Annotated in this window: 19 protein-coding genes and 1 pseudogene; 8 read left to right on the top strand and 12 right to left on the bottom strand. The window is 51.4% G+C overall.

Going from position 1 to position 16149, the window contains the following annotated elements; translation table 11 throughout:
- Positions 1-679: 679 nt before the first annotated feature.
- A complete protein-coding gene (locus NSQ24_RS11145) occupies positions 680-1903 on the bottom strand; it encodes an MFS transporter (RefSeq protein ID WP_003387343.1) in 1224 nt (407 codons plus the stop codon).
- A 132-nt stretch (positions 1904-2035) separates the two neighbouring features.
- Between NSQ24_RS11145 and NSQ24_RS11140 the strand changes: the two genes are divergently transcribed.
- The gene (locus NSQ24_RS11140) at positions 2036-2917 is read left to right on the top strand and encodes a LysR family transcriptional regulator (RefSeq protein ID WP_003387345.1); all 882 of its coding nucleotides are present in this window, start codon (positions 2036-2038) and stop codon (positions 2915-2917) included.
- A gap of 17 nt (positions 2918-2934) precedes the next feature.
- Here NSQ24_RS11140 and NSQ24_RS11135 read toward each other — a convergent pair whose 3' ends face one another.
- Together NSQ24_RS11135 and NSQ24_RS11130 are read right to left on the bottom strand one after the other, a co-directional pair.
- Positions 2935-3600: a phosphatase PAP2 family protein gene (locus NSQ24_RS11135; RefSeq protein ID WP_172920703.1), complete on the bottom strand. Its 666-nt coding sequence runs from the start codon at positions 3598-3600 to the stop codon at positions 2935-2937.
- Positions 3597-4052: a DUF188 domain-containing protein gene (locus NSQ24_RS11130; RefSeq protein ID WP_003387348.1), complete on the bottom strand. Its 456-nt coding sequence runs from the start codon at positions 4050-4052 to the stop codon at positions 3597-3599. Before NSQ24_RS11130 ends, NSQ24_RS11135 begins: the two co-directional genes overlap by 4 nt.
- A gap of 76 nt (positions 4053-4128) precedes the next feature.
- Here NSQ24_RS11130 and NSQ24_RS11125 point away from each other — a divergent pair, with 76 nt between their 5' ends.
- A complete protein-coding gene (locus NSQ24_RS11125; RefSeq protein WP_003387349.1) occupies positions 4129-4443 on the top strand; it encodes a hypothetical protein in 315 nt (104 codons plus the stop codon).
- Between the two features lie 93 nt (positions 4444-4536).
- Here NSQ24_RS11125 and NSQ24_RS11120 read toward each other — a convergent pair whose 3' ends face one another.
- Positions 4537-5487: a S8 family peptidase gene (locus tag NSQ24_RS11120; RefSeq protein WP_003387350.1), complete on the bottom strand. Its 951-nt coding sequence runs from the start codon at positions 5485-5487 to the stop codon at positions 4537-4539.
- A gap of 206 nt (positions 5488-5693) precedes the next feature.
- Between NSQ24_RS11120 and NSQ24_RS11115 the strand changes: the two genes are divergently transcribed.
- Positions 5694-5924 (top strand): stage VI sporulation protein F, encoded by a 231-nt coding sequence (locus NSQ24_RS11115; RefSeq protein WP_003387351.1) that lies wholly within the window; start codon positions 5694-5696, stop codon positions 5922-5924.
- A 76-nt stretch (positions 5925-6000) separates the two neighbouring features.
- Here NSQ24_RS11115 and yjcZ read toward each other — a convergent pair whose 3' ends face one another.
- From yjcZ to rnz, 4 genes are all read right to left on the bottom strand, one after another.
- Positions 6001-6102 carry a sporulation protein YjcZ gene (gene yjcZ / locus NSQ24_RS11110; RefSeq protein WP_122957726.1) on the bottom strand — a complete coding sequence of 34 codons (102 nt, stop codon included), beginning with the start codon at positions 6100-6102 and terminating at the stop codon, positions 6001-6003.
- 123 nt (positions 6103-6225) lie between these two features.
- The gene (locus tag NSQ24_RS11105; protein WP_003387352.1) at positions 6226-6867 is read right to left on the bottom strand and encodes a YitT family protein; all 642 of its coding nucleotides are present in this window, start codon (positions 6865-6867) and stop codon (positions 6226-6228) included.
- A 77-nt stretch (positions 6868-6944) separates the two neighbouring features.
- Complete coding sequence (locus tag NSQ24_RS11100) at positions 6945-7178, bottom strand: hypothetical protein (protein ID WP_003387353.1); 234 nt, start codon at positions 7176-7178, stop codon at positions 6945-6947.
- 24 nt (positions 7179-7202) lie between these two features.
- Positions 7203-8180, bottom strand: a complete 978-nt coding sequence (rnz, locus tag NSQ24_RS11095) for a ribonuclease Z (RefSeq protein WP_003387354.1) — start codon at positions 8178-8180, stop codon at positions 7203-7205.
- A gap of 283 nt (positions 8181-8463) precedes the next feature.
- Here rnz and NSQ24_RS11090 point away from each other — a divergent pair, with 283 nt between their 5' ends.
- Genes NSQ24_RS11090 through NSQ24_RS11080 form a run of 3 tightly spaced genes read left to right on the top strand, consistent with a single transcriptional unit; the run spans position 8464 to position 11052 of the window.
- Positions 8464-9456 (top strand): ABC transporter substrate-binding protein, encoded by a 993-nt coding sequence (locus NSQ24_RS11090; RefSeq protein WP_003387355.1) that lies wholly within the window; start codon positions 8464-8466, stop codon positions 9454-9456.
- Positions 9457-9461: 5 nt separating this feature from the next.
- The gene (locus NSQ24_RS11085; protein ID WP_003387357.1) at positions 9462-10265 is read left to right on the top strand and encodes an ABC transporter ATP-binding protein; all 804 of its coding nucleotides are present in this window, start codon (positions 9462-9464) and stop codon (positions 10263-10265) included.
- Positions 10246-11052: an ABC transporter permease subunit gene (locus tag NSQ24_RS11080; RefSeq protein ID WP_003387359.1), complete on the top strand. Its 807-nt coding sequence runs from the start codon at positions 10246-10248 to the stop codon at positions 11050-11052. Before NSQ24_RS11085 ends, NSQ24_RS11080 begins: the two co-directional genes overlap by 20 nt.
- A gap of 304 nt (positions 11053-11356) precedes the next feature.
- Here the strand turns inward: NSQ24_RS11080 and NSQ24_RS11075 are convergent, their stop codons facing one another.
- Together NSQ24_RS11075 and NSQ24_RS11070 are read right to left on the bottom strand one after the other, a co-directional pair.
- Positions 11357-12316 (bottom strand): tetratricopeptide repeat protein, encoded by a 960-nt coding sequence (locus tag NSQ24_RS11075; protein WP_003387360.1) that lies wholly within the window; start codon positions 12314-12316, stop codon positions 11357-11359.
- A 109-nt stretch (positions 12317-12425) separates the two neighbouring features.
- Positions 12426-12800, bottom strand: a complete 375-nt coding sequence (locus NSQ24_RS11070; protein ID WP_003387361.1) for a hypothetical protein — start codon at positions 12798-12800, stop codon at positions 12426-12428.
- Between the two features lie 178 nt (positions 12801-12978).
- Between NSQ24_RS11070 and NSQ24_RS11065 the strand changes: the two genes are divergently transcribed.
- On the top strand, positions 12979-13422 hold the full coding sequence (locus NSQ24_RS11065; RefSeq protein ID WP_003387362.1) for a DUF2621 domain-containing protein: 444 nt from the start codon (positions 12979-12981) through the stop codon (positions 13420-13422).
- A gap of 76 nt (positions 13423-13498) precedes the next feature.
- The gene (locus NSQ24_RS11060; protein WP_003387363.1) at positions 13499-13741 is read left to right on the top strand and encodes a hypothetical protein; all 243 of its coding nucleotides are present in this window, start codon (positions 13499-13501) and stop codon (positions 13739-13741) included.
- Positions 13742-13903: 162 nt separating this feature from the next.
- Here NSQ24_RS11060 and NSQ24_RS11055 read toward each other — a convergent pair whose 3' ends face one another.
- Together NSQ24_RS11055 and NSQ24_RS11050 are read right to left on the bottom strand one after the other, a co-directional pair.
- Entirely contained in the window at positions 13904-14923 is a 1020-nt protein-coding gene (locus NSQ24_RS11055; RefSeq protein ID WP_339167800.1) for a nitric oxide reductase activation protein NorD, read from the bottom strand.
- Positions 14924-14997: 74 nt separating this feature from the next.
- A pseudogene (locus NSQ24_RS11050) lies at positions 14998-16130 on the bottom strand (AAA family ATPase).
- Positions 16131-16149: the final 19 nt, after the last annotated feature.

The raw sequence follows: 16149 nt of genomic DNA, 5'->3' as shown, positions 1-16149 counted from the left end.
CGTACCGTATCAAAAGACATGGATCGCATGCTGACTTGATGTTCGGCCCTTCCCCATTCAAGCGTCCTCTACTCGGGTACTATGGCCTCTGCTGACTTCTGCATGTTCAGCGTCTCCTTACGGAGACGGTTACCAACAGTTGAAGGCGTTTCATGCAGACCTCCCCAGGTAAGAACGATAACTTTCATCCCATGTACCTGCCCAAGTTTACTACTGTATCCCTTGGCTGTATGGGGCTTTGTCTTGTTTGGCAGACTCGCCCGGATACAACAGCCTCAAATTGGGTTCGTGTACCTCAGGTCGGGATTTTGCCGCCGGCTTCCTTCAGATTCGACCTCGCGGTCGACACCCTTGCCTTGAGCTAACGGTTGGTACAGCCAACCCCCGTTCGGGACTTTCACCCTATAGCTATCGCCCATGCTGGGCGCACCAAAAAGAAAAGCTTGCGGCCACCCACAGCCGCAAGCTTTTCGTCATTTACGTTTACATCGACAAACGAACGATTTCAGTTATGACCACCATGGCAAAGACGGCAAACCCAAGGGAACTGGCTACCAGCAGCATGCGTTTAACCTTATTCATGTCTTCCATTTGCGATTCCCTCCATTTCTCTATTGCCAACCATCTCTACCGTTATATACGAATGGCAAATGGAAAATGTTTCAACTTCTATACAATTTTATGAACGTGCCACTTTTGTACAGCTCTTTCCGCTTTCGTCCGTCTGTACGGCATGTTCCATCCGGTACATTTGCCAAGCGACTCCGATGCCGACCACCAGACAAATCGTCCACGGCAGCCATGGGGCTCCCAACTGGCGGGAAGTATCATATACCCAGCCCCCGAGAAGCTGCCCGAAAGACCCGCCAATTGCGAGGGCATATCCGTTAAATCCATAGTAGGCGCCGACATGCTCCCGAGGCGCCAAGCGAGGAACCACTTCCACCAGGTTAGGTACGGCGATCATGGTACCCAGCGCGTACAGAAAGGCATTGATGATTAACATCCATAGGTTATCAGCAAAGGCGAGCAAAAACAACCCGGCACCCATTACCAGTGTCCCGATGCCGATCAGCGTAAAGCGCTGCGTATACCCTTCGAGCCACTTCGTCACCTTCATCTGCAGCAAAATGACGGAAAGAGAAATCGCGGACAGCACGATCCCTACATCGGCCTTTTGATGTGTCACATCCTCCACCAATTGCGGGATGGTGAGAAACAACTGCATATTCAAATAGTAATACCCCATCAGGATCATGGTGTAGCGCACGAAACGGCTATCCTTGATGACGTGGGACATACTGCTCCAGATGCTGTGAGTCGTATTTTTCGCGGCGATCGGCTGCAGGAAAAACAGCACGAGCAGCCCGTTTGCGGCAAACATCCCGCCGGCAAACAGCGACAAATACGTAAAGTCAACGGTAGCCAACGCCGTACCGACAATTTGCGACCCGACGATCCCGATATTGGTCAATACGTTTCGCAGCGAAAATACTTCTTTGCGAATCGATTCTGGCGTAAGGACTGCAAAGGCGGCAGAACCTGCAGGATCAAACAAAGAGCCTCCCAGCCCCGACAAAATCGCTGCGACAAAAAAATGCCACGTTTCCGTACAGAACGCAAACATGGCAAAGCCGATGGCCCGTATCCACAGTCCCAGTACCATGGTTCCCTTGTAGCCGAATTTATCGGCTACGACCCCGCCCAAAAAGGCAAAGCCCTGTTGCGAAAATTGCCGTACACTCAGCACCAGTCCAGCCATGGCAACCGTCCAGCCGATGCTGCCCGTCAGATGCAGAGTCAGGTAAGGAATCAACGCATAAAAGCCCAGATTCATCATGAAAGAAGTTCCCAGCAGCAGCTTGACGGAGACCGGGGTTTCTCTCCATATCTCCCGATTCATTTCAACCACTCACTCTCCTGTTTTCCGGTCCAGCAAATAAAGATACCTTCAGCTTACAAAGCAAGGTATAATTTGAGAAACGATTCTTTTTGTATAGAGTTATCAATTCTCTAGATAAGAGGGAAGAAGTGAATGGATTTTGAACAACTGCGGGCTTTTTATACACTCGCCCAAACCAAGAACTTTACCAAGGCTGCCGAAATGCTGCATCTGGTCCAGTCCACGGTAACGATGCGCATCAAGCAATTGGAAGAAAAAGTAGGCAAACCTCTGTTTACGAGGGACAAGAGAAGCGTCGAGATCACTCAGGCCGGCCTTACCTTGCTCCCCTATGCCGAACGCATTCTCAAGCTGGCAAATGAAGCGTTGAGCGAAGTAGCTTCTCTGCAGCCCTATGAAGACTACCTTTCCATCGGCAGCCTGAATGCCATCTGGACATCGACCCTGGAACCGATCTTGAAGGAGTACCACTATCGCTATCCGCAAATTGCCATCAGCACCAAAACCGGGCACTCCTCCGATGTCATCCAATATTTGCTTGATAACATGATCCAGATCGGCATTGTCTATATCCCGCCTTCCCTGCCCAATTTCGAGGTGATCCCCACATGGGAAGACGAGATCGTTCTCGTCTGCAAGGCTGGCGACTCTGTGACGGCGGCGACTCACATAGACGCCCGGGAGCTTCGGAATTTGCCGCTCTTGTACGTCAACTGGGGCCCTCCGTTTGACGAATGGATTCGTCAGACTCTGCCTCGCAACTACGTCCCCAAATTGCATGTGGACAAAGCGGAGCTGGCGATCGATCTGGTCAAGGAAGGTCTTGGCGTCAGTCTGCTTACCCGTTCTACGGTGAAAGCCGACCTCGCTGCCGGGACGCTCAAGGAAATGGTGATTGTCGGCAGCAAGCCGCCGAAGCGCTCGGCATACATCGTGCTGCCAAAGGACAAAAAAAACAAGCCCAGCGTGGAAAAATGGCTGAGCCTGATGAAAGAATTCGGCTATTCCATTTAAGCAAGTCTCTCGGAAGCTCACTTTTGCGAGGAGGCAAACGTCGGGTAGTACGATGCTTTGCCCGCCTCTCCCCATTTTGCACGTGCAAATCGGAACAAAAAGTACCAGCCTGCCGCGAAACAAGCACCGGTCGTCACATCGCTCGGAAAATGAACTCCCAGATAGACACGACTTGCAATAATGGCGACAATCAACAGATAAAGCAGCGGCGCTGCCCATTTGGCCCAACTCCGAGGGATCATAAGCGGCAGCAGCGACGCCAGGATCGCATAATAAACCGAACTGACCATGGCATGGGCACTGGGAAAGGAATACGAATCCGGTCTGGCAATCAGATTATGTCCGACTGGACGTTCCCTCGCAAACGAATTTTTCATCCCCTCATTCATACAGGCCGCCCCCAGCATGACAATCGCCACGATGACCGCTTCACGGCGGTAGCCTCTCCAGTACAGCCACAGGACGAGAAGTCCGCTAAGCGCGACGATCGCCTTGGTCCCTCCCAAACCCGTCAACACTGTCAGCACTATCGTCAGCTCATCAGAGCGCGCCTCCTTTGCCAATGCGAAACCTGCCTGGTCAAACGCTCCGAAACCATCCTGGAAATAAACGGAGACAAGAGCAGCTGCAATAAGAAAAAAGACGGCTGCGCCCCACAAATATTTTGAACTGTTCTGTTTCATCCAATCTCCCCCCCATCGTCCATCAGCGCTCTCAGCGCTTCCGCAAAACGCTCGTCATCCTGGGCGCTTCTGGCGGCTGGACCTCTTGTACGCCCGCCGCCTCTGCGATACCGGGCTTTTTCATTGCGCTCTTCCAGGTGGAAGGCAATTCGCTCTGAATGAAATATTGTTCCATGCGGTGAAACCGCCTTTGCGCGCTTTCCCAAAATCAATGCGGCAAGGCCGATATCTTGCGTGACTACGATGTCTCCTCGCTCTGCTTCATTGGCCAGTTTCATATCAACGGCTTGTGGTCCGGCATCGACTGTGACGTGATCGGCACCGGTCAATTGATGATTGAAGCTGGCAAAGGTGATGCATCGCCAGCCCCTTTCCGCACATAGCGTTCTGGCTATAGCCAAGGCTTGACGGGGACAAGCGTCGGCATCGATCAGCACCCGCTTTTCTTTCATATGCCTGCACCTCTTTTCACACTTTCCCCCCTTCTCCTTTTTTGATACGATGGACGTGAGAGGAGTGAATGTACCTTTGCGTTACGAATTTGTCTACGATGAACGGATGGGTATTCGTCTTCCCGCCCTTCAGCACGACTGGGAAGAGTATTCGCCAGGTGAAAGGGCAGACATCCTGATGGAGTGGGAAGAAATCCGTTCCACGATCCCGGATCGCATCATCAAGCTGGAAGCGATGATCATAGAAAAACAGACACAGTTGGATGTCGAAGAGGATTTCCCCCGCTCCTGTCAGCTGAACTCGGAAATCCACGAAATAGCGAGTATCATTAACGATCTTAATATATGGTTCCGCGTACAGCAAGACTACGACACCAAGATTCATGGGTAAATCCGGGCGGGCACACAAAGAAACCGGGCTGCATCCGTACTCTATGCGACCCGGTTTCTTTTTTTTTTTGCTGTCACGTTTTCAAAAATCCCCTTAGCTGCCTGCCGCCTGCACCCTGCTTTTTTTCTTGCGGGCGAGCTTTAACGCAAGCATGCCGGTGACATGCGGTGCAGCCATCGAGGTCCCGTTCAGTGTACGGAAGCTGTCCCCCGGCCATGTCGACAAGATTTCCACGCCTGGCGCCTTCATGTTCATCCCTTTTCCCCGTGCACTGAAGTCTGCCAGATTGCCGTTTCGGTCAATCGCACCTACTCCAATCACTCCAGGGTACCTGGCCGGGTACTCCACCTCTCCTCCGTTGTTCCCGGCAGAAGCGACCATGACAATCCCCCGCTTCGATGCTTTCTTGACCATCCGGGCCAATGCTTCGCTGTACTGTCCCATTCCAAAACTCATATTGACAATATCCATCTCGTTTTCAATCGACCAGTTCAAGGCTCTGATAATATCGGATAATGAAGCCGTTCCATCCTCGCGAAAGGCTTTCACGTCATACAGGTCCGCTTCCGGAGAAACCCCGACGATCCCTGTATGGTTCATCTCCGCCACAATGATACCCGCTACATGGGTACCATGGCCGTTCCGCTTTCCTCCCACCAGATTGACGCCGCCCTTGACCCGATCCTTTAATTCAAAATGGTCCCGGGCGATGCCTGTATCAATTACAGCAATCTTGACTCCATTTCCCCTGCCCTTTCTCCACATGCGTTCGGCACCGATGTACTTGACTCCCCATGGCACTTCGTCTTCACCGTGCGCCTCGTCTTCTGCGTGCACGGTGACTGTGGCATTCTCTTCAACATGGGGATTGTATTTGCGGAACTCTTCCTCAAACAGCTCGAACATATCCTGCCTGACGCAAAGACAGGACAAATCATGATAGCAGTTCCACGGCTGTTTTACTGAGAGGCGGGACACCCTCTCCTGCAACTCGGACAAAATCTTGGGGAACGGCTGCTTTGGATGAAAAGAGATGATTTTCAACCCACTTTTTCCTCCTATCGTGACAAATGTCTGCATCATCTTATGTATTCGCGGAGTGGGTGGGTTGGGTATATACACAGACGAAAAAAATTGGGCGTCCATGTATCCGCTTTTGTCCATACATCTTTGTCTTGGCTGCCATATGACTGCAAATGGGGCGGTTTTGCCTTCTAGCAGACAAATGGGAAAGGGAGTGACGAAACCCGATGGCCAAAACAAAAGATTTGTTGAAGAAATTGAATAAAAAAAGCAAGAAGAAACTGAGCATGAGCGACGTCAAGTCACTGGCAAAAGGGTACAAAAAGAAAGATTTCAAGGATGACAAAAAGCTGAAGAAACTGATTAAAAAAGTAAGCAAAGCGGTGGGCATCAAGCTGTCAGACAAACAGATTTCCAAAGTCCGCAAGCAGGTAAAGGAACGGTTGCCAGGTCTCTAGGAAAAAGGAATCCAAAAAGGAGAGCATGAGCTGCTCTCCTTTTTGGTTCTGACCCGAACCGAATGTTCCCTGTCCGTTAGTCGTCGCACGAACAACCGACAATAGCCAGCAACACGAAGAGGACAAGAACCAAAGAGAAATCGTCAAAGTTGCCTTTGAACAGACTCAATCCATTCACCCTCCTTTGTCGACAAACTACTCATATGGTATGTACATAACAAAAAACGTGATTGGACTATTGCCCAATCACGTTACCCGCATATCCCTCATCTTTTGACAGTTGTGCGTATTCTCTCTTGGTCTAGCTTGCCTTGCGGTGCAGCGGCTCTGCCATACCATATGGCTTTTGCATCACCTGCTGCCAGAACGGAATCGTCCGTTGAATCAGCGGTCCCGTCAGTACAGCCACGAGAACGGTCCCTACCGATACCGGTCCACCGAGAGCAGCTCCCGCCAGCAGAACGCTCACTTCGATAATCAACCGGACTCTTTGGATACTCCATCCCATCCGTTCATTCATCGCCAGCATGAAGCTGTCCCGTGGTCCTGCTCCCAGCCGCGGCGAAAGGTACATCCCGATCCCTACGGCTGACACCAGGAGTCCGGTCAGCAGCATCAAGACACGCTGGACGATTCCTTCGACCTCAGGGATGATGTTCATCCACAGGAACATATCCAAAAAGAGTCCGAAGCAGATCATATTTAAAAACATGCCAAACGTCGGTTTGATTTTCGCCAATACAAACGACAGGAAAATGACAATGACACCGACGATTTGCGACCAGAGTCCGATGGTCAACCCAAATGTTTTTTGCAAACCGATGTGAAACACATCCCAGGGGGATACCCCCAGATTGGCTTTGATCATCAGTACGCATCCAAAAGCACCAATAAACAATCCAAGCACAAACATGGCGTAACGAACCACGATGGGGCCGCCCATCCGTATACCGGACACCTCAGCTCACCTTTCCTCTCCCGATATCTGCTTTCTTCGCGGGTCAGAAAATCCGTGATTCGCTATCCGCCATCCTGCCACCCGGCAATGACTTCGTGAAAGACGCCGTCCTTTCGAAAATAAGCTTCAGCTTTTGGCCGGTCCAAATACATGCCGGCCTCTTCCAGCCTCTCGCCTGACAAGATAACCTGGCGCTGCTTGTTCTGATCGTCCCGGTACTCGACTACCAGCGACAGCTCCTGCTCTAGACAGTATTCCTTCAGCTCCTGTGCAGAAGCAAAGGTTACCCGTTTCATGGTTTCCCTTCTTTCTTGCGATGATCATTCATTATAGCAGGGTTTCTCCATTTCTCCCACTGTGTTTCTCTCCCGTTTTACGGAGAATGAGGCAAAATCGCTGGCAAGGGCCGTCTCGGGAAAGATCTCCTGGGCTTCTCTGAGCAGATCCTCCATCGTCAGATCGCCATCCTCATTTTCATACCGAGGACTGAAATGGGTCAGACACAGGCTCTTTACGCCAGCCTCCTTGGCAAGCTGAGCCACCTCACGGGCAGTCGAGTGACCGCTCCTCACCGCCAATTCCTTGTCAGCAAACGCATAGGTTGCTTCGTGTACGAGCAGGTCGGCATTCCTGGCCAGCTCCTTGACCGCTTCGCAGGGCTCCGTATCTCCACTGAACACAACTGCCCTGCCCTTTTGGGAAGGTCCGACAAAATCTTTTCCGTCGACGACTCGTCCATCCGGAAGCATGACCTGTTCTCCCCGTTTCAGAGCAGCGTACAGCGGCCCGGCCGGAATACCGGCTGCTTTCGCCCGCTCTACCAAAAAGGGACCCGGCTTTTCCTTTTCGTGAACAGCATAGGCATAGGCTGGCACCCGGTGCTGAACCTTCCTGCAGGCGACGGTAAAGTCCCCGTCCTCAAAAATCGTTCCCTCTTCGATGATCTTGATATGGAGCTGATAATGCAGATGCACGGGGCTAACATCCATCACGGCCTTGACATATCGCTCCACTCCTGGAGGACCGTACAGCTCTACCGACGCAGCACTGTCATTTCGCAACGAACGGCTGGCGAGCAGACCGATCAGCCCGTATAAATGGTCCCCGTGAAGGTGGGTAATAAAGATTTTCTCAAGCTGACTGAGCTTTAGCCGCGAGCGAAGGATTTGGTGCTGTGTTCCTTCCCCGCAGTCAAACAGCCACCATTTTGCGCTCTGGTCAAAACTGAGGGCGATTCCGCTTACATTTCTTCTGGTGGAAGGGGCACCCGAACCTGTACCTAAAAACGTCACTTGCATGTCTGTTCACGTTCTCCTTTATTCTCTTTTCTTTCGGTGCCTGTCCGCCTATTGGGCATTCACCCTTTTTTCTCTGGGCGCATACGTTATTAAAAACTTGGCATCGCCAGGTTTATTGGCGGAGCTTCGCTGCGAAGCACAGGTTTTATCCATGCCGACGGTGCAACAGAGCTCTGTAGCCCAGCCGGCGACTTTACCCGATAGGTACCGTTGGCGTTGGTCCCTATCGAACCGTTGAAAATTTGTCAATCGTTCAGGTAACCACCTGACAGGAGGGTTGAGGATGAAGCGTTTACTTTCATTGGGTCTGGCTGCCTCCCTGGCACTGACCGCGATCATAAGCGGCTGCTCCGGGGGCACAGAAAAAATCCGAATCGGCGAAGTGACCCGTTCCCTGTTTTACGCGCCGCAATACGTTGCGCTCGAAAAGGGCTTCTTTAAAGAAGAGGGTCTCGAAGTAGAGCTGAGCACGACGTGGGGCGGAGACAAAACCATGACAGCGCTGCTATCGGACGGGATCGACGTGGCCCTGGTCGGCTCGGAAACGAGTATTTATGTCGCCCAGCAGGGTGCTCAAGATCCGGTGATAAATTTTGCGCAGTTGACCCAGACCGACGGCACATTCCTGGTGTCGCGCAAGAAAATCGACAACTTTTCGTTTGACCAATTGAAGGGCAGCGTCTTCCTCGGCCAGCGCAAGGGTGGGATGCCTCAAATGGTCGGCGAGTATGTACTGAAAAAGAACAAGATTGATCCGCATGCGGATCTGGAGCTCATCCAAAATATCGAGTTTAAAAACGTCGCTTCTGCCTTTGCCTCCGGAACCGGCGAATTCGTGCAGTTGTTCGAGCCCGAAGCCTCGCAGTTTGAACTGAACGGGATCGGCCATGTCGTTGCATCGTTCGGCAAGGAGAGCGGCACTGTGCCGTACACGGTCTTTATGACAAAGCAAAGCTACCTCGACAAGCATCAAACCGCTATTCAAAAGTTTACCAATGCAATCTATAAAGGGCAACAATGGGTAGCGTCCCACTCTCCAAAAGAGATAGCTGAGGTAATCGCTCCCTACTTCCAGGACATCAAGCCGGAAATTCTGGAGAGCTCGATCAAGCGCTATCTGGAGCAAGGCTCCTTTGCGACAGATCCGATCCTGGACGAAACCGAATGGAATCAGCTTCAGGACATTATGGACTCAGCAGGTGAATTGAAGCAGCGTATGGATTACGCCAAGCTCGTCAATACCACCTTTGCCAAAACCGCTAAAGAAGGGAAGTAAAAAACATGAACCAGCTTCTTTCTACGCCGGCCAAGATTGAGCTACGCCACGTCACGCATCTCTACGTATCGACTTCCAGGGCGTTCATGGCGGTCAGGGACATCAACCTGCGCGTGGAGGAAGGCGAGTTCATCTGTCTGGTCGGCCCCAGTGGATGCGGAAAAACGACGCTGCTTTCGCTGATAGCCGGTCTGGAGAAGCCTACTGCCGGCAAGGTGCTGATCGAAGGCGCCAGCGTGCAGGGGACCTCTCGCCAGGTAGGATACATGCTGCAGCAGGATTATCTGTTCAACTGGCGGACGATCGAAGAAAACGTATTTCTCGGTCTGGACATTCAGGGAATCCGAAATAAAGAAACAGAGGATTACGCTCTGCATCTGCTGGCTGAGATGGAGCTGGCCGATGTGCGCCACTCTTACCCTGCACAGCTTTCCGGCGGCATGCGTCAACGGGTGGCGCTCGTGCGGACACTCGCCTGTCAGCCTGATATTCTGCTGCTTGACGAACCGTTCTCGGCACTCGACTACCAGACCAAGCTGAAGCTGGAGGACCTGATTTTTTCGGCCTTGCGCCGTCACAAAAAGACTGCCATCCTCGTGACACACGATCTGTCGGAGTCAATCGCGATGGGAGACCGTATCTACATCCTTGCCCGCAATCCCGGACGCATCAACAGTGAAGTCGCTGTCCCGGCAGAAATCCGCAGCGCACTTCCCTTTGATGCCCGCAACCTGCCTGGATTTCAGGACCTGTTCCATCAAGTCTGGAAAGAGATGGAGGTGGTCTCCGATGCAACCAAAGGAAATTGAAGCGATCCACCGGGATCACATCAAACAGAAAGCGAAAGAACGAAATCTGATTCTTTTAACCCAGTTGTCGATCTTCGTCGTTTTTGTCGGTGTCTGGGAGTGGCTGGCCCGCATCAATGCCATCAACGTGCTCATTTTCAGCTATCCCTCCAAGATGTGGGAGCTGTTTTGGGCACAACTGCTGGACGGCAGACTCCTTCCCCATATCGGAATGACCGTCTGGGAGACCGTCGTGGGCTTTCTCTTGGGGACGCTGCTGGGAACACTGCTGGCCACGCTCATCTGGTGGTCGCCATTCCTCTCCCGGGTACTCGACCCTTATCTGGTCGTGTTGAACAGCATGCCTAAAGTAGCGCTAGGCCCGGTGTTCATCGTCTTCCTCGGTCCCGGCCTGTTGTCCATTATCGCGATGGGCTGTGCGATCTCAGTGATTATCACGACCATCGTCATTTACACCAGCTTCAAGGAAGTCAACCAAAATTACGTCAAGGTCGTTCAAACGCTCGGAGGGAACAAGCGGCAGATTTTCCGCATGGTAATTCTCCCCTCGACCATCCCCGCCATCCTCTCAACCTTGAAGGTGAATGTCGGCCTCTCCTGGGTAGGGGTGATCGTCGGTGAATTTCTCGTCTCGAAAATGGGGCTCGGCTACTTGATTATTTACGGCTTCCAGGTATTCAATTTTACTCTGGTCATGGTGGCTCTCGCGATCATCGCAGTCGTCGCAACACTCATGTATCAAGGTGTCGCGCTTCTCGAGAGGAGACTCACCAGCCAGTTCAAATAGATGGCAGCAAAGCGGCGTTGCTTGCGAAAATCGCGGGCAGCGCCGTTTTTTACATGGGCAGAAGAAAAAGCGAGCGACTTCATCTCTGTTATAGGTAGTTTCTATAATAATTATGGTTTTAATAGAATTTACCTATCATAAAATCCAGATTATACTGATGCAAACAACAGATGGAAGGGGCCGTATATGTCGTCATTTGTATCCGTTTTTGGACCAATCATTTTTCCAATCATCCTGTTCATCGGCGTCGGCGCCGTGCCAACAGAAAGCGCCCGGCACAGGCACGGGCGCATTGTCTGCTTCTCTATCGCCAGAACTTCCACTTGCTCTTTTTTCCCGCTTCCTCTGGCTGTTCGCTCTGGCTGCTTTTCTTCATCGCCGCTTCCACCTCGTCAGCTCCGGGTATCCTCGCGATAAAGTGGTCGATCATCGGCTTGTACTGCTCAGATATGTGCTGCTGCATTTCGCGCAAGACGGCGATCGCTTTTTCCTTTTGGTCTGTGGACAGCAGTGCATTGGCATAGTTGAAGCCCGTAAACGGGTAGGCAATCTCCTCAGGCGACCAATACTCCTCGCAAATCTGAATCAGCTGGTACACGTACCCGGCTTGCCCCAGCTCTCCCGTTACCGTCATGATGACCTCTTCCTTTTCCGGTGCCCGCTGGATCGCTTCCTTGTACCACTGCATCGCCTTCAAAAGATTTTCCTCTGTCATCGCCAAACGGGCCATGTGAAGATGGGGACGCCAAGCCCCCTCTTTGGCCATAAGGGCTTCCAGGCGCTTGCGCAGCTCGTCCCGCTTGTTGAATTGCAAAAAGCTTTCCACGTACATATTCAAGCCGTTTTCCTGGTTCGGATCTTTGAACAGTCCCGCTTCCAGCGTCTCAAAGGCCTTTGCCTCCTCCCCTTCCAGGGCGTAGAGCTTGGCCAGATTGGTACAAGCCGTACCTGAAGACGGAAAACGCTCGAGACAGTCGAGCAGCATTTTCTTGGCCCGATCGTATTCCCCTGCCTGCATGTGCACGACAGCCCGAAAAATGAGCGCGGACTCAATCGGACCGTACAATTCCAGCAGCCGGTCAGCGGCAATGGCAGCCTGCACGGGAAACTTGTCGCGGACCAGCTCCATCGCAAAGTCACGCAGCTTTTCCTTGTCCTCCCAGTACTTGTCCAAATTTTGCGGAATCACTTTCTTTTGATAGTCCTCACGCGACATTTGCACAGTCTGGCCAAACTCATTCGTAAAGGTCACAAATTCTGACATGAAACAGCCTCTCTTTCTTTTGGTCAAAGGAGCTACAGGAGCATCTCCCCAAAAGAGAACGAACGATTTCCCGTAATAGAAAACCGCCCGCTTCCTTCGTCTCCCGTTCCTAAATCCAGGCTTTTATATTCACTTTCCGGATAAATTCTTCCATTGATTCTTTCACTGGTTCGCCATTTTCCGCTGCTTCGTCCTGAATACCCATCAGTTGACGGAACAGGGCTTCGTTGCGTGTTGCCAATGCGAAGTCAAGCAGGGCCTCTTTCTGGATACGATCTGCTTCCTGTTCCAGCAGAGTCTCCTCCAGAGCGATGTCATCCTCCACTACGGCGTACTGCTTATCGATCTTGGGAATACGGACAATCCAGGAAAATGCGCTGTCCGGATTGCGGTCTCTGCCGATGAGATACCCGTATTCTCCGATTGGCATACCTTGTTCAAAGGAGTCAGCAACGATGACGACACGTTGTCCAAGCTTGAACATGAGCGTCAACCCCTTCTGAGATTCATTCTAATCATACTAAATAGTATGCATACTTGGGAAGAGCAAACAGCGCCTTTGACTTTTTATGCAAAAAGATTTGTTGGAAAGGCAAAAATGCGATACACTTCTCTAGATAGGGCTTTTTCCAGTGTAATTGATTGGAACGAGGTGTACAAACATGACGCAATTGTCCACAGGATTCTCCGTATTTATCGTCGGCTGGACGGTTGTCCTGGTCTCGCTCATGGGAATCGGCGGTTTCTTCATGTTCCGCAAGTTCCTGAAATCGATGCCCAAGCAGGACGGCAAATCGGAACTCGACTGGCAGGACTACTATATCGAGCAAACCCGCTCCATGTGGACGGAGGACGGACTGGCTCTCCTGAATGAACTGGTAGAACCCGTCCCTCAGCTGTTTCGGGATGTGGCCAGGCGCAGCATCGCTGCCAAAATCGGCAAGCTTGCCCTGGATGAGAAAGCGACGTCGATCGATCTGGATCTGATCGTAAAAGGCTACATACTCGCGACGCCAAAGCGGGACCACAAATTTTTAATCGACCATCTCAAGAAAAAACAAATCGACTACTCCCCATACGAAAAGTACCTGCACATGGGCTCGTAGACGACCCAAAGCTTGAAACCATTTGCCCGGTCTGCCGTAAACGTAGATATCCCGCTCTACTAAGGAGACGATGTGTATGTCCGTACTGTTAGCGATTCTCGGAATCGGCCTGCTGCTGATCGTCATCGTGGTGGCCGTTGTTTTCGCCCTCCTCAAAAAAGGAGCAGGCTTTTTGTTCAAAGGAGGACATCGCGGGTACAAGCGCTACAGCAGCAGCGACTACCGTCATCGCGGCCTCTTCGGGCGCGGACATAAGTCTTACGGCCATTCGTACTACCGCCGGAAGCATTCCAGCCGTAGCGGTTTTTTCAGCAGCTAGGCTGGCAAACGCGGTAATTGGTTGATCCCGTGCACCGTAGATGTTTGCCTGCTATTATACGCAGATGCTGTTCGATTTGTTTTGCTTGATTCGCTTTCCTTATGAAATCAGGACCCTGCAATGGCTGCAGGGTCCTTTCATTTGAAATGGGGCCATCTGTCATCACAAATGACGGGCAATAATCCGAACCAACTTTGCAGGAAACTCATGCAAATTGGCAATATCCAAAAATCTTTCCTTTCCGTAGATGTCACTAATCACATCCTTGTCTTGCCCGATTGCGGCCGCAAGAAAAATGACTCCCTTCCGTTCGTATTCCTCGATTGTCTGCTTCATGTCAGCAACCGCATAGCTTCCGGTATACTCATCCATTGCTTTGGGCTGACCGTCGCTTATGCTGATCAACAGCTTTGTCTGTTGCGGCGAGACGGCCAATCGTTCGGCCATTATTCTCAGGGCCATTCCATCGCGGTTATTGCTTCTCGCACGAATCCTCATAAGCCTGTATCGGTCATGCGCATCCCTTTTATCAAAATCGGTGTATGCGAAAATCGACATTTGTTCCAGCTTGGAAACATCCGCAGTATCGCCGTAGATCAATACGGGAATATCGCAAAGCTGACAAAATTCATATACCGCGATGACAGCGCGCTTGGCTGCTTCCAATCTCCCAAAAGCTGACATGGATGCGGATTCATCGACCCTGATACCAACGACAAGTGAAGGGGATTCTGTTGGAGGCCGTTTCTTGGCAAAATACCTGTAATCCCTGTAAGCGACGCTTTCTGCTTGAAATTTGCTGCCGTAGCAACGGTTCCGTGCAAAGTCGGAGGACACCTCATGCTCCAAGTACGGAAGCGTCTTTCTCGCAAATTCCTTCACGGTCGGCATGAGCTCCTTGCTGAGCCGGACATATTCCTGCTGGTCTTCCTGATCGTAGTCTGGACGGTGCACAATGAGCTTTACTTTTTTATGAATGGAATCGGAAACCACCGCTCTTGCGTCTTGATTCAGCTTTTTGCGGAAATCGCGTTCCTTTTGTTTCTCAACCTCTGACATTGATTCAGGATTTGTCTGATGATATGTGGGAGAGCCATCGTCGCCCAAACCTGTACGTTCGATATGGGCGGAATCGTCTGTGACACGCGAGGAGCTCTTGTCACTATCGGCAGATTTTTTCAATGCGATTCCCTTTTCCGCGGCATGGCTGTCGGTGTCAAAACCGCTCTCGTCTATATCTCCCCATGTCCTGATCTCTATCGCATCGTCAGATTTCCGTTTTTTTTTTTACGTTCGATCCGGGCTTCTTCCAAACTGGCAAGCAAACCATGATTGAGCAGAGCCTCTTCCAGAATGAGTATCTCTTCCGGATCGGTTGTGATCTTGTAGATGACCTTATGATAAAGGGATTCTTTCGCCAAAGCTCCTCCGGCAATCGCATCTACCCAGTAGAAGAAGGAACGCATGCCCGCTACGCCTTTGATCGCATTGGCTCTGGCGGTTTTGTCCAGAATCATAATGATTTCCGCTAAAGTATCCAACACCTTTTCATCGTGGAATCCGGTTTTGGCCATTACGCGTTCGATCATGACCTCTTTGGTCGGCAGGTCCATCTTTTCCGCATGCTGAACCCTGTCGCGCAGCGCTTCGTTTAACGGTCTGGTTCCCGCATAACTGCGATTCGTTGTGATCACCGCGATGAAATCGGGATGCCTGTGTATGACCCCGGTGGGCAGATTGATGCTGCCATCCAGCTCCAGAGCAGAGTTTAATGCCATCAACACCGCAGCATCGCGAATCACGTTTGGTTCCTGGATTTCCAGCAGGTACCCGTTTTGATAGGCTCTGACGATCTCCGAAGGGTAAAATCGGTACTCCACCGGTACTCCACCGCTTCTCCATCCGTTTTTTCCGCTGCCAGCCTCAGCAATTGCTTCATCTTCAAGGCTGCCTGTTCCTGCGGAATCCCCAGCGCGTCTGTCAAAACTTCCGTTGCGCTTTGAAAGCCGTCGCTTTCATACAATGCCTGCAGTGCCGTTTGCTCCCAAGGCTCCATTTCGTCTAAACGTTCCGTGGAAATCACCGGCAAAATAGCGCCGATAATATCCGATTTATCCATATCGGCAAAACAGGTCACTTTCGTATACGGCAGCCCGAAATTCGCCGATAATGCTTTGGCCAGTTGTGTCTTGCCTGAACCGGCGTCCCCTTCCAACAATATGTTGGCGATTTTCATTTCCCCGCGATTCCAGTTGCGCTTTACTTCATTCGTGATGCGACGTTCTTCTTCGCTGACCTTATGAGTCCATGCCTTTTTCCAAATCAGCTTTTTTTCTGCATCGGTCAGCTGTCTTTCAGGTGACAAAACACATTCTCCATATGCAGTCATCCCATTTTTCCTCCAATCG

Origin of the sequence: Brevibacillus sp. FSL L8-0520, from assembly GCF_037963895.1 — a bacterium.
In the GTDB taxonomy this organism is placed as follows: domain Bacteria; phylum Bacillota; class Bacilli; order Brevibacillales; family Brevibacillaceae; genus Brevibacillus; species Brevibacillus borstelensis.
This window is presented reverse-complemented; position numbering and strand designations above follow the sequence as displayed.

Coding starts and splice junctions, on each gene's coding strand:
- NSQ24_RS11100 (WP_003387353.1), bottom strand. CDS start 7,178: ATGAAACGGGTAACCTTTGCTTCTGCACAGGAGCTGAAGGAATACTGT.
- NSQ24_RS11060 (WP_003387363.1), top strand. CDS start 13,499: ATGTCCGTACTGTTAGCGATTCTCGGAATCGGCCTGCTGCTGATCGTC.
- NSQ24_RS11065 (WP_003387362.1), top strand. CDS start 12,979: ATGACGCAATTGTCCACAGGATTCTCCGTATTTATCGTCGGCTGGACG.
- NSQ24_RS11080 (WP_003387359.1), top strand. CDS start 10,246: ATGCAACCAAAGGAAATTGAAGCGATCCACCGGGATCACATCAAACAG.
- NSQ24_RS11085 (WP_003387357.1), top strand. CDS start 9,462: ATGAACCAGCTTCTTTCTACGCCGGCCAAGATTGAGCTACGCCACGTC.
- NSQ24_RS11070 (WP_003387361.1), bottom strand. CDS start 12,800: ATGTTCAAGCTTGGACAACGTGTCGTCATCGTTGCTGACTCCTTTGAA.
- NSQ24_RS11105 (WP_003387352.1), bottom strand. CDS start 6,867: ATGGGCGGCCCCATCGTGGTTCGTTACGCCATGTTTGTGCTTGGATTG.
- NSQ24_RS11115 (WP_003387351.1), top strand. CDS start 5,694: ATGGCCAAAACAAAAGATTTGTTGAAGAAATTGAATAAAAAAAGCAAG.
- rnz (WP_003387354.1), bottom strand. CDS start 8,180: ATGCAAGTGACGTTTTTAGGTACAGGTTCGGGTGCCCCTTCCACCAGA.
- NSQ24_RS11140 (WP_003387345.1), top strand. CDS start 2,036: ATGGATTTTGAACAACTGCGGGCTTTTTATACACTCGCCCAAACCAAG.
- NSQ24_RS11075 (WP_003387360.1), bottom strand. CDS start 12,316: ATGTCAGAATTTGTGACCTTTACGAATGAGTTTGGCCAGACTGTGCAA.
- NSQ24_RS11145 (WP_003387343.1), bottom strand. CDS start 1,903: ATGAATCGGGAGATATGGAGAGAAACCCCGGTCTCCGTCAAGCTGCTG.
- NSQ24_RS11130 (WP_003387348.1), bottom strand. CDS start 4,052: ATGAAAGAAAAGCGGGTGCTGATCGATGCCGACGCTTGTCCCCGTCAA.
- NSQ24_RS11135 (WP_172920703.1), bottom strand. CDS start 3,600: ATGAAACAGAACAGTTCAAAATATTTGTGGGGCGCAGCCGTCTTTTTT.
- NSQ24_RS11090 (WP_003387355.1), top strand. CDS start 8,464: ATGAAGCGTTTACTTTCATTGGGTCTGGCTGCCTCCCTGGCACTGACC.